At 73.5% G+C, this 12,783-nt stretch carries 12 protein-coding genes and 1 other RNA gene; 4 read left to right on the top strand and 9 right to left on the bottom strand.

Annotated elements, in window-relative coordinates; genetic code table 11:
- Positions 1-128: 128 nt before the first annotated feature.
- The 4 genes from ACK8HX_RS11085 to ACK8HX_RS11070 form a co-directional block, all read right to left on the bottom strand.
- Positions 129-362, bottom strand: a complete 234-nt coding sequence (locus ACK8HX_RS11085; protein ID WP_411940759.1) for a hypothetical protein — start codon at positions 360-362, stop codon at positions 129-131.
- Positions 363-372: 10 nt separating this feature from the next.
- Positions 373-1,572, bottom strand: a complete 1,200-nt coding sequence (locus ACK8HX_RS11080) for a pyrophosphate--fructose-6-phosphate 1-phosphotransferase (RefSeq protein ID WP_411940758.1) — start codon at positions 1,570-1,572, stop codon at positions 373-375.
- 171 nt (positions 1,573-1,743) lie between these two features.
- Positions 1,744-2,838, bottom strand: a complete 1,095-nt coding sequence (locus ACK8HX_RS11075; RefSeq protein WP_411940757.1) for an aspartate-semialdehyde dehydrogenase — start codon at positions 2,836-2,838, stop codon at positions 1,744-1,746.
- A gap of 1 nt (position 2,839) precedes the next feature.
- Positions 2,840-4,114, bottom strand: coding sequence for an aspartate kinase (locus ACK8HX_RS11070; protein WP_411940756.1), 1,275 nt, complete (start codon positions 4,112-4,114; stop codon positions 2,840-2,842).
- A 206-nt stretch (positions 4,115-4,320) separates the two neighbouring features.
- Here ACK8HX_RS11070 and ACK8HX_RS11065 point away from each other — a divergent pair, with 206 nt between their 5' ends.
- Together ACK8HX_RS11065 and ACK8HX_RS11060 are read left to right on the top strand one after the other, a co-directional pair.
- Complete coding sequence (locus ACK8HX_RS11065) at positions 4,321-5,466, top strand: NAD(P)/FAD-dependent oxidoreductase (protein ID WP_411940755.1); 1,146 nt, start codon at positions 4,321-4,323, stop codon at positions 5,464-5,466.
- A gap of 96 nt (positions 5,467-5,562) precedes the next feature.
- Positions 5,563-5,988, top strand: coding sequence for a hypothetical protein (locus ACK8HX_RS11060; RefSeq protein WP_411940754.1), 426 nt, complete (start codon positions 5,563-5,565; stop codon positions 5,986-5,988).
- Between the two features lie 21 nt (positions 5,989-6,009).
- Here the strand turns inward: ACK8HX_RS11060 and ACK8HX_RS11055 are convergent, their stop codons facing one another.
- The 4 genes from ACK8HX_RS11055 to ACK8HX_RS11040 all read right to left on the bottom strand — a co-directional run bounded on the left by ACK8HX_RS11055 (position 6,010) and on the right by ACK8HX_RS11040 (position 10,201).
- On the bottom strand, positions 6,010-6,567 hold the full coding sequence (locus ACK8HX_RS11055) for a DUF5063 domain-containing protein (RefSeq protein ID WP_411940753.1): 558 nt from the start codon (positions 6,565-6,567) through the stop codon (positions 6,010-6,012).
- Complete coding sequence (gene recR, locus ACK8HX_RS11050) at positions 6,560-7,159, bottom strand: recombination mediator RecR (protein ID WP_411940752.1); 600 nt, start codon at positions 7,157-7,159, stop codon at positions 6,560-6,562. The genes ACK8HX_RS11055 and recR overlap by 8 nt, the downstream gene beginning before the upstream one ends.
- 79 nt (positions 7,160-7,238) lie before the next feature.
- Positions 7,239-7,934, bottom strand: coding sequence for a lysophospholipid acyltransferase family protein (locus ACK8HX_RS11045; protein WP_411940751.1), 696 nt, complete (start codon positions 7,932-7,934; stop codon positions 7,239-7,241).
- Positions 7,931-10,201, bottom strand: a complete 2,271-nt coding sequence (locus tag ACK8HX_RS11040) for a DNA polymerase III subunit gamma and tau (protein ID WP_411940750.1) — start codon at positions 10,199-10,201, stop codon at positions 7,931-7,933. Before ACK8HX_RS11040 ends, ACK8HX_RS11045 begins: the two co-directional genes overlap by 4 nt.
- Before the next feature lie 420 nt (positions 10,202-10,621).
- Here ACK8HX_RS11040 and ACK8HX_RS11035 point away from each other — a divergent pair, with 420 nt between their 5' ends.
- Positions 10,622-11,407, top strand: a complete 786-nt coding sequence (locus ACK8HX_RS11035) for a winged helix-turn-helix transcriptional regulator (protein WP_411940749.1) — start codon at positions 10,622-10,624, stop codon at positions 11,405-11,407.
- Between the two features lie 116 nt (positions 11,408-11,523).
- On the top strand, positions 11,524-12,366 hold the full coding sequence (locus ACK8HX_RS11030) for a DsbA family oxidoreductase (RefSeq protein WP_411940748.1): 843 nt from the start codon (positions 11,524-11,526) through the stop codon (positions 12,364-12,366).
- Between the two features lie 24 nt (positions 12,367-12,390).
- On the opposite strand, the gene ffs is transcribed toward ACK8HX_RS11030, so the two are convergent.
- Positions 12,391-12,487: signal recognition particle sRNA small type (ffs, locus tag ACK8HX_RS11025), an RNA gene on the bottom strand.
- Between the last annotated feature and the right edge of the window lie 296 nt (positions 12,488-12,783).

Here is a 12,783-nt window from a genome sequence, read left to right as displayed (position 1 = left end):
CGGCACGATGAAGGCCGTGACCGTCGCAGGGGACGGTGCACGAACCCACCGGGAGCGGGTCGACGGATCCCCCCGATGAGCGGTGGGCCACGCAGCGAGATCGTGGCCCACCGCCGTGGGCCGCGGGGTCAGATCGCGAAGAGGGCGATGAGGACCGCGAAGACCAGGGGCACCCCGAAGACGACGTCGAGGACGTGGAACGGCACCCAGAACAGGTGGGTCACCTTCCACCCGTAGTCGGCCTCGGGCCACTCCGGCGGCACCCACGACCGGGCCCGCCACAGCCGCTGTCCGACGAGGAGGAGGACGTAGACCCCGACGGCGACCCACCAGCCGTCCACCAGGCCCGTCGTCTCCCTCATCGCACCATTGTCAGCCCTGCCCGATGGACGTGAGGAGCTCGGTGAACCACGGCGCCGAGGTGTCGAAGGCCTTGCCGCCCTTGATCCGCGGGAACTCGACCGCGCGCAGCTCGTCACCGCGTTCCTCGTCGTGCCCGACGACCCCGGACTCACCACGCAGCGCGGCGTCGACGGCGAGGTCGGTGCACTCCTTGATGAGGGCGAGGTCGCGGTCGTTGGCCGCCGCCGAACGGGAGAAGTAGCCCGACTTCTGCACCATCGTCTTCTCGGCGCCGAGGAGCTCGGCGAACTGCTTGGCGAACCACGCGCCGGGGTTGACCTTGTCGAGCTGGACGTGGCCGAAGGGGTCGCGCGGCACCTCCTGGCCCGCGGCCTCGAGCTCGGCGACGACCTCGGCGACGCCGGCGCCCTCGGAGAGGAAGACGTTGACGCAGCCGATCTCGTCCATGACGGCGGTGAGGCGCTCGGACTCAGCCTTGAGGTCGATGGGCTGCTCGGGCACGAAGACGGCGTGGACGTCCCATCGGCGCGGGTCGTTGCCGATCCCGGGGACGTACTCCTGCTCCCCGACCCACCGGTGGTACTCGGCGGCGGTCGCCGCCGTCAGCCAGCCGCAGTGCCGGCCCATGACCTCGTGGACGATGAGCATCCGCGGGTTGGAGGAGTGCTCGGCGATGACGTTCTGCGCGAAGACCGACCCCTGCTCGGCGGCCGTCCACGCGCCGAGCGACTGGCGGATCGGGACGACGTCGTTGTCGATCGTCTTGGGCAGCCCGACGACCGTGAGGGCGTAGTCGTTCTGCGCGAGATAGGCCGCGAGGTCGGCGGCGGTGGTGTTCGTGTCGTCGCCGCCGATGGTGTGCAGGACGTCGACACCGTCGGCCGTCAGCTGCTCGGCCGCGACGTGGAGCGGGTCCTGGCCCTCCTGCACGAGGCCGCGCTTGACGCAGTCGGCGACGTTGGTCAGCTTGACCCGGCTGTTGCCGATCGGCGACCCGCCGAAGCGGTGGAGGAGGTGGGCCTTCTCCCTCACCTCCGGCGTCACCTCGACGTACTGCCCGCGCAGCAGGCCGGCGTAGCCGTTGGTGTAGGCGATGATCCGCACGTCCGGGGCGACCTCGGTGTAGCGCTCGATGAGGCCACCGACGGCGGACGAGAGACACGGGGCGAGCCCACCGGCGGTGAGCATGGCGACGGTCCGGACGGTCATGGGTGCGCTCCTGCGGTGCAGTGGTCGGGTGCCGGTCGTGGCGGGCGTGGGGACTGGTGGGCGGCGGGACCGCGCTGTCCCTCCACCGACCATCGTGGCAGAGCGGGCGTGACGCGGGTCACTCGACCACCATCCGGTCGGCGGACGGTCGTCCTCCGGTGCGCGTGGCCGTCACCCGCGCGCGGACTCCTGCGCCACCAGCTCGGCCGTCTGCACCATGTTGAGCGCCGCCCCCTTGCGCAGGTTGTCGCCGGAGATGAACAGGTCGAGCGTGGTCGGCTCGTCGGGCGCCTGCCGGATGCGGCCGACGAACCGCGGGTCGGCGCCGACCACGTCGTTCGGCGTGGGGAACTCCGGCTCGTCGGGGTCGTCGAGCACGACGACCGCCGGGGCCTCGACGAGCGCCTGGCGGGCGTCCTCCACCTTGACCCTCCGGCCGAAGGTGGCGTGCAGGCTCACCGAGTGCGACGAGACGACGGGGACCCGGATGCACGTCGCGGAGACCGTCAGGTCCGGGAGGTCGAGTATCTTGCGGGTCTCGTCGCGGACCTTGCGCTCCTCCGACGTCCAGCCGTCGCCGACGTGGTGCCCGACGAACGGAACCACGTTGAGCGCCAACGGAGCCGGGAACACCGACTCGCCGAGCTCGTTCTCGATGAGACGCCGCACGTCGCCGGGTCGGGTGCCGAGGTCGCGGTCGCCGTGGACGACGTCGAGCTCGTCGTGGAGCCGGTTCATGCCCGCCCGCCCCAGGCCCGAGGCGGCCTGGAGGGTCGTGACCACGAGGTCCTCGAGCTCCCAGCCGGCGTGGAGGACGGCGAGGACGTCGATCATCGTCATCACGGTGGCGCCGGGGTTGGCGATGATGCCGCGGGGCCGGTCGGCGACGCGGCGCGGGTTGACCTCCGGCACGACGAGCGGCACGTCCGGGTCGGTGCGGAAGACGGTGCTGTTGTCGATCGCGACGACCCCGCGCGCGGCGGCGAGCTCGACCCAGTCCCGGGCGATGGCCGGCGGGATGTCGAAGATCGCGACGTCGACGCCGTCGAAGAAGTCCTCGGTCAGCGCCTCGACCGACACGTCGGTGCCCCCGACCCGCCGGACCGCGCCGACGTCCTCGGCGCCGGCGGCGAGCCGGACCCCGTCCCAGTGCGTGTCACGCGTCGGGAGGACGTCGAGGACGACGCGGCCGACCGCGCCGGTGGCGCCGACGATGCCGAGGGTCGGCCTGCCGCCCCCGGTCGGGTCCTGCCCGTGCCCGATCACGTCAGCGGCCGGTGCCCCCGTAGACGACGGCCTCACCCTGCGTGGAGTCGAGGCCGAAGGCGGTGTGGACCGCACGGACGGCGTCGTCGAGGAGGTCCTCGCGGGTGACGACCGAGATCCGGATCTCGGACGTGGAGATCATCTCGATGTTGACGCCGGCCTCGGCGAGAGCGGAGAAGAACGTCGCCGAGACACCGGGGTTCGACCTCATGCCGGCACCGACGAGGCTCAGCTTGCCGACCTGGTCGTCGTACTGGATCTGCCCGAAGCCCACGGCGTCCTGGATCGCCTGGAGCGCCTTGACCGCTGTGGGCCCGTCGCTCTTCGGGAGGGTGAACGAGATGTCGGTGAGGCCGGTCTCGGTGGCCGACACGTTCTGGACGATCATGTCGATGTTGATCTCGGCGGCGGCGACGGCCCGGAAGATCTGCGCGGCCATCCCGGTGCGGTCGGGGACACCGACGACGGTCACCTTCGCCTCGCTGCGGTCGTGGGCGACACCGGCGATGATCGGGGCTTCCACGGGGACTCCTTCGGGGTCGGGCTGGTCCGTGACGATGGTGCCGACCTTCTGCGAGAAGGACGAGCGGACGTGGATGGGGATGTCGAATCGGCGCGCGTACTCGACGCTGCGCAGGTGCAGGACCTTCGAGCCGCACGCGGCGAGCTCGAGCATCTCCTCGGCGGAGATGCGGCCGATCTTGCGGGCCGCCGGGACGATGCGGGGGTCGGCGGTGAAGACGCCGTCGACGTCGGTGTAGATCTCGCAGACGTCGGCCTCGAGCGCCGCGGCGAGCGCGACGGCGGTGGTGTCGGTCCCCCCGCGGCCGAGGGTGGTGATCTCCTTGGTGTCCTGGCTGACGCCCTGGAACCCGGCGACGATGACGACGTGGCCCTTGCCGAGGGCCTCGGTGATGCGCCCCGGCGTGACGTCGATGATCTTCGCCTTTCCGTGGATGCCGTCGGTGATGACGCCCGCCTGGCTGCCGGTGAAGGAGCGGGCACTGTGCCCGAGGTCGGTGATCGCCATGGCGACGAGCGCCATCGAGATGCGCTCGCCCGCGGTCATCAGCATGTCGAGCTCGCGCGGCGGCGGCAGCGGGCTGACCTCCTGGGCGAGGTCGAGCAGCTCGTCCGTGGTGTCGCCCATGGCCGAGACGGCCACGACGACGTCGTTGCCGGCCTTCTTGGTCGCCGAGATCCGCTGGGCGACGCGCTTGATGCTCTCGGCGTCGGCGAGCGAGGAACCGCCGTACTTCTGGACGACGATGGGCACGTGGAACTCCCGGGGGCGTGGTGCTGGGGGCGGCCCCAACTCTAACGGCCCGTCCACGGACCGGACACGACGCCCGCCATCCGGTCATGCTTGCCGCCCCTCCGCGTACCCGATCGACCAGTGCGTCGATCTCGGGACGCCGGTTCGTCCGCAGATCGACCGAACCGTCAATGTCGGTACGCCGTCGCCGGGCGTAGCGTCGGGGCATGTCGATCGTCATCGTCGGAGCCGGACTCGCCGGTGGCACCGCCGCCACGGAGCTGAGGGAGCAGGGGTACGACGGCCCGGTCGTGCTCCTCGGAGCCGAGCACCACCCGCCGTACGAGCGCCCGCCCCTGAGCAAGGGGTACCTCCTCGGCAACGACCCGCTCGAGGACGCCTTCGTCCACCCGCGCGAGTGGTACGCCGAGCACGACGTCGACCTGCGCACCGGGGTCGAGGCGACATCCCTCGACATCGACGCCCACGTGGTCACCACGACCGCGGGTGACGTCACCTACGAACGCCTCCTGCTCGCCACCGGCGCCGAACCGAGGCGGCTCACCGCGGTGGAGGACGCCGGTGTGCCGGTCGCCTACCTGCGCACCATCGAGGACTCCGACCGGCTCAAGGCCGCCTTCGGCGAGGGGAGGCGCATCGCCGTCGTCGGCGCGGGATGGATCGGCCTCGAGGTCGCCGCCGCCGCCCGCGAGGCCGGGTCCGACGTCACCGTCTTCGAGACCGCCGACCTGCCGCTGCTGCGCGTCCTCGGCCCGACGGTCGCCGAGGTCTTCGCGGACCTGCACCGCGAGCACGGGGTCGACCTGCGCCTCGGGGCGTCGGTGACGCCGGACGACCTTCGCGACGCCGACCTCGTCGTCGCGGGCATCGGGGTCGCACCGCGCCTGGACCTCGCGCGCTCCGGCGGCCTCGCCGTCGACGACGGCGTCCTCGTCGACGCCGGGCTGCACACCTCCCACGCAGAGCGTGGGACCCGCGTGCCGTCGGTGCTCGCGGTCGGCGACATCGCGAGCCACGCCCATCCCGTCCTCGGCCGCCGGATCCGGGTCGAGCACTGGGACACCGCCATCAACCAGGCGAAGACGGCCGCCCACAACCTCGCAGGCGGCGACGAGGCGTACGACGCGATGCCCTACTTCTTCACGGACCAGTACGACCTCGGCATGGAGTACGTCGGACACGGCAGGGCGGAGGACGAGGTCGTGGTGCACGGCGACCTCGCGGGAAAGACGTTCCGCGCGTTCTGGATCCGCGAGGGCCGCGTCGTCGCGGCGATGCACGCGAACGACTGGGACGCCACCGACGACCTGCGAGCCGCCGTCGCGTCGGGCGACCTCCCCACGCTGGGCTGAACCCTCACCGGCGCGAGCCGTTTCGCCGTTTCGGTTGACGCGCCTCGCGGTCGTGGAGGACCGTGGTCTCTCCTTCAGCAGGGGAAGGACCCACAGATGAAGAAGCAGATCGCTGCCGCTCTCGCGGCGGGGGCGGCACTCGTCGCCGTCCCCACTCCGGCCTCCGCGGCCGGCTGGCAACCGACGTCCGGCGGCGCCACCGCCGAGGTCGTCAACCCGTGCACGGGAGAGGCGACCGACGTCACCTTCTCGTGGACCTCCGAGCACGTCTCGGCGACGAAGAACGGCGCGGTCTGGTCGACCGTGCGCGGCACCTACACCGCGTCCGACGGATCGTCCGGCACGGTGCGCCTCGGGAGCGGCTCGGCCCCCACGCAGGACGGCTACACCGACTGGTTCCGCCGCCACGCCACCGGCGAGTACGACGGTCGGCAGCAGCGGCTGACGTTCCTCTTCCGGGTCAGCGTCGGCGACACGGTCGACGTCAAGGTGCAGCGCGACTCGGGCAGCTGCGCCTCCTGAGGCCGGCGGCGCCCTCCGCCCTCAGGGGTGGAGGGCGTCGAACTCGGCCTCCGACACGGCATCGGGGTCGGCGTCGAGGCGGACGTGCGCGAGGAGCGCGTGGACGACCCGCAGGGCCGCCGCCGCGCGCTCGCCCCAGTGCGACAGGTAGCTGAACTGCCACCACCACAGGGCCTCCACGCGCCGGCCGGCCTCGTGGTGGACGAGGCCGTGCGCGAGCGCCGACGCGATGTCGACGAGGTCGTCGGAGAGGCGGCCGACGGCCGGCTCTGGGTCGAGCACCGGGTCGGCGAGGTCGGCGTACTCGTCGAGGCCCTCGAAGACGTTCGCGAGGCTCTCGCGGAGCGGGTCGAGCTCGGGGTCGGGCCCCGAGTCCGGCTCGAAGCGCTCGACGGGCACGACGTCCTCGACGGCGCCCAGCCGCGCGCCCATGACGGTGACCTGGGAGAGCGCGAGGAGGGCCATCGGCAAGGTGGCGTCGGGACTGTTGCCGGCCGCGATCTCCCGGATCGTCAGCAGGTACATCCGGGCGTCGGCGGCCGACTCCTCGGCGAGCACCGCCCACTCGTCGTCAGACATCGAGCAGCCTCCGTCCCTCGAACGCCCGGCCCAGGGTGACCTCGTCGGCGTACTCGAGGTCGCCGCCGACGGGCAGGCCCGACGCGAGCCGGGTGACGCGCAGGCCGAAGTCCTTGAGCATCCGCGACAGGTAGCTCGCGGTGGCCTCGCCCTCGAGGTTGGGGTCGGTCGCGATGATGACCTCGGTGACCGTGCCGTCGCCGAGACGGGTCAGCAGCTCGCGGACGCGCAGGTCGTCGGGGCCGATGCCGTCGATGGGGCTGATCGCGCCGCCCAGCACGTGGTAGCGGCCGCGGAACTCGCGGGTGCGCTCGATGGCGACGACGTCCTTGGGCTCCTCGACGACGCAGATGGCGTGCTCGTCGCGGCGCGGGTCGCTGCAGATGCGGCAGCGCTCGGCCTCGGCGACGTTGAAGCAGACGACGCAGAACCGGACCCGGGCCTTGACCTCGGAGAGCGCGTGGCCGAGCCGCTCGACGTCGGCGGGGTCGGCCTGAAGGAGGTGGAAGGCGATCCGCTGGGCGCTCTTGGGCCCGACGCCCGGCAGCCTGCCGAGCTCGTCGATGAGGTCCTGGACCGCGCCTTCGTACACGACGTCGAGCCTACGACCTCCGGGCACCGCTGTGCCTCGGCGCCGCGCCCGGGCCCGCCACGCGTCGACGCCAGAGGGGTCAGATGCCGACCGCGGCGCCGGTGGACTCGGGCGGGAGCTCGTTGTAGGTGTCGGCGCGCTCCTGACCGGACAGGCGGGCGATCGCCGCCATGACCTCGTCCGTCAGCTGCCGCCGGGCCCTCCCCGCCGGCACGCCCTGGTACGTGTCGGGGCTGATCGGGGTGCCGAAGGCGACCCGGACCTTGGCGAGGCGGGGGAAGCTGGTGCCGATCGGCTGCACCTCGTCGGTGCCCGTGAGCCCCACGGGCACGATGGGGACGCCCGCGGTGAGCGCGAGCCACGCGACGCCGGTGCGCCCCTTGTAGAGCCGGCCGTCGCGCGAGCGGGTGCCCTCGGGGTAGATGCCGAACGCCCGCCCGGCCCGCAGGACCTCGAGCGCGGCGTCGAGCGACTCCTGCGCGGCCCGCGAGGAGTGGCGGTCGACGGGGATGGACCCGATGCCGTCGAAGAACCCGCGCCGCACGGCGCCGCCCAGCCCCGTGCCGGTCCAGTAGTCGGACTTGGCGAGGAAGACGACGGGGCGCGGCGCGACGATCGGGATGGCGAAGGAGTCGATGAAGGACAGGTGGTTGCTCGCGAGGAGGACGCCGCCGGTCATCGGCACGTTCTCGCGCCCGGTGACCGTGGGCCGCCACAGCGCCTTGGACAGGGGGGCGACGACGCCGTGGCTCAGCGTGTAGGCGAGCCGGGTCACCGCTCCTCCTCACGGATGACGGTGCCGCCGAGGAGCCGCTCGACGACGGGGACGCCGACGTCGCTGAGGTCGTCGAGCGACTCGTCGTCGTCGCTGACCGCGCTGTCGTCGACGACCCGCTCCTCGGGTGCGACCTCGGGGTTGTCGGCGACCTCGGCGCGAGCCCGTTCGAGGGGACTGCCCCAGGAGGGTGCGTCGTCGCCGGGGGGCGGAGGCGCCTCGGACCAGCTCGTCGCCGGGGTGCCGGGCGGCGTGGACCAGCCCTCACGGGGTGGCGCCGAAGCCCCGGCGGCGGCGGGTGCGGCGGGTGCGGCGGTCGCGGACGGCGCGGGACCCGGTGCGGCGTCGCGGGCGTCGCCGGCCGGAGGCGGGACGGCGCCGGGTGCCGGGGAGGCCGGGACGGATGCCGGGCCCGAGGCCGACGCCGCGGGGGTGGGCCCCTCGTCCGGCGGCGGCACGGGGCTCGACGCGCTCACGGCATCGGTGGCCGGCACGCCCTCGACCCGGGCGTCGACGCCGAGGACGTCGATGAGGGCCTGCCGCAGGTAGTCGGCGTGGGGGCCGCGGCGGAAGGTCTCGGCGAGGCCGACGGTGGAGATCGCGAGGAGGACGCGGCGGCCGTCGTAGTCGGCGACCTGGGCGTTCTGCGAGACGAAGGTCCACGTGGAGCGGCGCATCTCGAAGAGCTTGGCGAGGACGTCGGGCCACGAACGGCGCAGCGCGTCGGTGTCGAGGCCGCCGGGACCGCGGGGCGTGGCGGGCGTGGCGGGCGCGGCGGCCGGACCCGGTGCGGCGGGCGATTCCACGCCGGCCGGCGGTGCCACGGCGGCCGGAGCCGCCGGGGCCTCGGGCCCAGCCGGCGGGACGTCCTCGGACGGTTCGTCGGCTGCCTCCGGTCGCGTGGCCGCCGTCGAACCCGGCTGCGGCGCAGCCCGGTCCGCGTCCACGGGACCGGCGCCGACCCGGCTGGAGTCCACACCGGACCGGGCGTCGGACGGAGCAGGCTCCGGCGCGACGGTGACCGGCGCGGGAGCAACCGGCGCGACCGGGGCGGCGGGCGCCGCGGCCGGGCTGGCGTACGAGGGCGCCGAGCCGCTCGGGACACCGCCGACGTCGAGGCGCCGTTCGAGCCGGTCGAGGCGGGCGGCGTACCCGGCCTCCCCGGCTGCGGCGGGGAGCAGGATGCGGGCGGCGATGAGCTCGAGCTGGAGGCGCGGCGCCGTCGCGCCCGTCATCTCGGTGAGGCCGGCGTTGACGACGTCGGCGGCGCGGGAGAGCGCGCCGGCCCCGAAGGCCGCCGCCTGTGACCGCATCCGCTCGAGCTGGTCCTCGGGGACGTGCCGAAGGACGGCCGACGCGCCCTCGGCGGTCGCGTGGACGACGATGAGGTCGCGCAGCCGCTCGAGGAGGTCCTCGACGAAGCGCCGGGGGTCCAGGCCGGTCTCGACGACCCGGTCGACCACCCGGAACACCGCCCCTGCGTCCCCCGCGGCGAAGGCGTCGACGGTGGCGTCGAGCAGCTCGCCGTCGGTGAACCCGAGGAGAGCGGCGGCCGACTCGTAGGTCAGCCCCTCGGAGCCGGACCCGGCGATGAGCTGGTCGAGCACGGACAGGGAGTCACGCACCGAACCGCCACCGGCGCGCGTGACGAACGACAGCACGCCGGGGGCGACGGCGACCTGCTCCTGCGCGCACAGCCGCTCCATGTAGTCGGAGAGCTGGCCCGGCGGGACGAGCCGGAACGGGTAGTGGTGGGTGCGCGAGCGGATCGTGCCGAGCACCTTCTCCGGCTCGGTGGTCGCGAAGACGAACTTCACGTGCTCGGGCGGCTCCTCGACGATCTTCAGCAGGGCGTTGAAGCCCTGCGAGGTGACCATGTGCGCCTCGTCGATGATGTAGATCTTGTAGCGGCTCTGGGCCGGGCCGTAGGAGGCCCGCTCGCGCAGGTCGCGGGCGTCGTCGACACCGCCGTGGCTCGCGGCGTCGATCTCGATGACGTCGACGGTGCCCGGGCCGCCGCGCGCCAGCGCCACGCACGAGTCGCACGCCCCGCACGGGGTCGGGGTGGGCCCCTGCTCGCAGTTGAGGCAGCGGGCCAGGATGCGTGCGCTCGTCGTCTTGCCGCATCCGCGGGGGCCGCTGAACAGGTAGGCGTGGTTGACCCGGCCCGTGCGCAGGGCCTGCATGAGCGGCTCGGTGACGTGCTCCTGGCCGATGACGTCGGCGAACGTCTCGGGCCGATAGCGGCGGTACAGGGCGGTGCTCACGGCGTCGACCCTAGTGCCGATGACGGACACCCGGAACGGCGAGGCGCGGGTGTGGACACCCGGGCCCACGGACCCGCCGCGACGGATGACGGGTCCGCCGTCGCGGCGGGTCCTCCGGCCCCGAGGGGGTCCGGGGCGGGCGGCCCGGGGGGGTGACGGCCGCCCGAAGTGCGAGCCTCCGGGGTCTCCCGATCAGGGTGCCGAACCGTCCTCGCGGACGCCTCTCGCACCCCTCACGTCGTCCTCTCGCCCACCCCTTGGGCGACAGGTGCGCCGTTCCCTGAGAAGTCCCTCATGCATAGCCATTTCGGGCCATTGCGCAGGTCACGACACCCAGACATGGTAACGATCGTTTCTGCAGATGGTAAAGACATCGTAAAGAACTCGGCCGAACGGCCGACCGAGGGGAAGGGTTCCGCGATGACGGTCCTCCTGGTCGTCACCCACGACGGTGCACCGACCGCGGAACACGTCGCGCGTGCGGTCCCCGACCGCGCCGACCTCACCACCCTCCCGGACCGGCGGCTCGGGGACGTCATCGACGACCGTGGGCTCGACCTCGTCGTCGTCGCCTCCGGCGACGACACCGACGCCGGTCACCGGGCGGCCCGAACCGTCCGGGCCGCGACGACGGTGCCGCTCTGCCTCGTCACGCCCAGCCGGCGCGAGGCCGACGAGCTGCTCGCCTTCGCGCGGGGGTGCGACGACTACGTGACGACCCGTGTCTCGCCCGAGGTGCTGCGCGCGCGGCTCGGCGGGCTCATCGCCCGGGGACGGCGCTGGACGGCCGGCGACGGCACGCGGTTCGCCTGTCTCACCCTCGACCCGATGCTGCGCACCGCGACCCTGCACGACGAGACGCTGTCACTGACCCGCACCGAGTTCGACCTTCTCCACGCCCTCGTGACCGAGCAGCGCCGCGTCGTCTCGCGCTGGGAGCTCCTCGAGCGCGGCTGGAGGGGCCTGGCCCCCAACGACCACGTCCTCGACGTCCACCTCAGCCGGCTGCGCCGCAAGGTCCTCCACGCCGGCGGGCCGAGGCTCGCGGACCCGGTGCCGGGCGTCGGGTACCGCATCGGGTCGGCGGCGTGCACGAGCCCGACGTGCGGAGCCCGGCTGCGCTCCGTCGCGTCGGTGTCGCAGCCGGCGGACCGGGCAGCCGCGCCTCGTGGCGAGGCCGCCCGGGGGCGGCGCGTCACCGCCTGAGCCCGCCGACCGCACCGCGCGACCACTCCCGCACGCAGGGGTGCGTGCCGCGAGCGGGGAGTCCGGGACGCACGGCGGATGACGGCGCGGCGGTTCACGCCACGTACCCTCGTGTCGTGCGCATCGACGTCTGGTCCGACATCCTCTGCCCGTTCTGCCACCTCGGCCGACGGCACCTCGAGCTCGCCCTCGAGCAGTTCGAGCACGCCGACGAGGTCGGGGTCGTCTGGCACAGCTTCCAGCTCGACCGCAACGCCCCGGCCGTGGACGACGCCCCCGTGATCGACAAGGTCGCCGCGAAGTACGGCGCGAGCCGCGAGCAGATGGTCGCCCAGCACGAGCAGATGGCGCGCGACGCCGCCGCCGTCGGCCTCGACTTCGCGTGGGCCGACCTCAAGGGCGGCAACTCCTACGACGCCCACCGCCTCGTCCACCTCGCGCGCAGCCTCGGGCGCGAGGGCGAGGTCACCGAGCGGGTGATGCGGGCGTGGTACTCCGAGGGTCAGGCGATCGGCGACCGCGAGGTGCTCGTCCGCCTCGCCGTCGAGTCCGGGCTCGAGGAGGACGTCGTGCGCGAGACCCTGGAGTCCGACGACTTCGGCATCGACGTGCGCACCGACCTCGCGCTGGCCTCCCAGATCGGCATCACGGCCGTCCCGACCTTCGTCCTCGACCAGAAGTACGGCGTCAGTGGCGCCCAGCCGGTCGAGGTGCTGCTCGGCTCGATCCGCCAGGTGTGGGACCTCCAGGGCACCGAGCCCGAGGAGGTCGCGGCCGCCGGCGGTGGGTGCGGTGGCGGCTGCTGCGGCGGGGCGTGCGGCTCCGGCGCGGCGCAGGACGCCGTCGAGGACGCCGCGGAGCCGGCGGGTGCCGGGTGCGGCTGCGGCGCCGGCGGTGCCGCCGGTGGTGGCTGCGGCGGCGGGGTCTGTGGCCCCGAGCACGCCACCGCCGCCCGCTGACCCGGTCCCCCACCCTTCCCCGGACGCGAGGACACCCCGCGTACCTGGAAGAGCCCACCTGCCCTTGCTGCATTCCTGCCCTGGGGGGGTTCGGCGGGGTACCACCACGCGGGGTGCCGTGTCCGATCGTAGGTGAGCGCCCGTCCTCCGGGGAAATCCGCGACCGACCGGCGGCCCCGCCCTCCACCGCGAGTGTCACCGAACCTCACGAATGTCGCCCGACATCGGGTGGCGTCCGCGAGGTTCGGTGACCGCCGTGGCGGCACGGACGGTCGACGTCGCACGGGTGTGTGGCCGGAGGCCACCGTGCGCGGGAACGTGTGGACGCACCAGACATGCCACGGTGGTGGGGGCCCCCCTACGGTCGTCCGCAAGCCCGAGACACCCGTCGACGGCGGCGCGACGTGGCGCAGGGAC

The organism is Oryzobacter faecalis, from assembly GCF_046764005.1.
GTDB lineage: Bacteria > Actinomycetota > Actinomycetes > Actinomycetales > Dermatophilaceae > Oryzobacter > Oryzobacter faecalis.
The sequence above is the reverse complement of the archived record's forward strand: the minus strand, read 5'-3'. Positions and strand labels throughout refer to the sequence as shown.

Excerpts from the sequence above, each read along its gene's own strand:
- ACK8HX_RS11085 (WP_411940759.1), bottom strand. The coding sequence starts at position 362 with ATGAGGGAGACGACGGGCCTGGTGGACGGCTGGTGGGTCGCCGTCGGG.
- ACK8HX_RS11080 (WP_411940758.1), bottom strand. The coding sequence starts at position 1,572 with ATGACCGTCCGGACCGTCGCCATGCTCACCGCCGGTGGGCTCGCCCCG.
- ACK8HX_RS11065 (WP_411940755.1), top strand. The coding sequence starts at position 4,321 with ATGTCGATCGTCATCGTCGGAGCCGGACTCGCCGGTGGCACCGCCGCC.
- ACK8HX_RS11060 (WP_411940754.1), top strand. The coding sequence starts at position 5,563 with ATGAAGAAGCAGATCGCTGCCGCTCTCGCGGCGGGGGCGGCACTCGTC.
- ACK8HX_RS11055 (WP_411940753.1), bottom strand. The coding sequence starts at position 6,567 with ATGTCTGACGACGAGTGGGCGGTGCTCGCCGAGGAGTCGGCCGCCGAC.
- ACK8HX_RS11035 (WP_411940749.1), top strand. The coding sequence starts at position 10,622 with ATGACGGTCCTCCTGGTCGTCACCCACGACGGTGCACCGACCGCGGAA.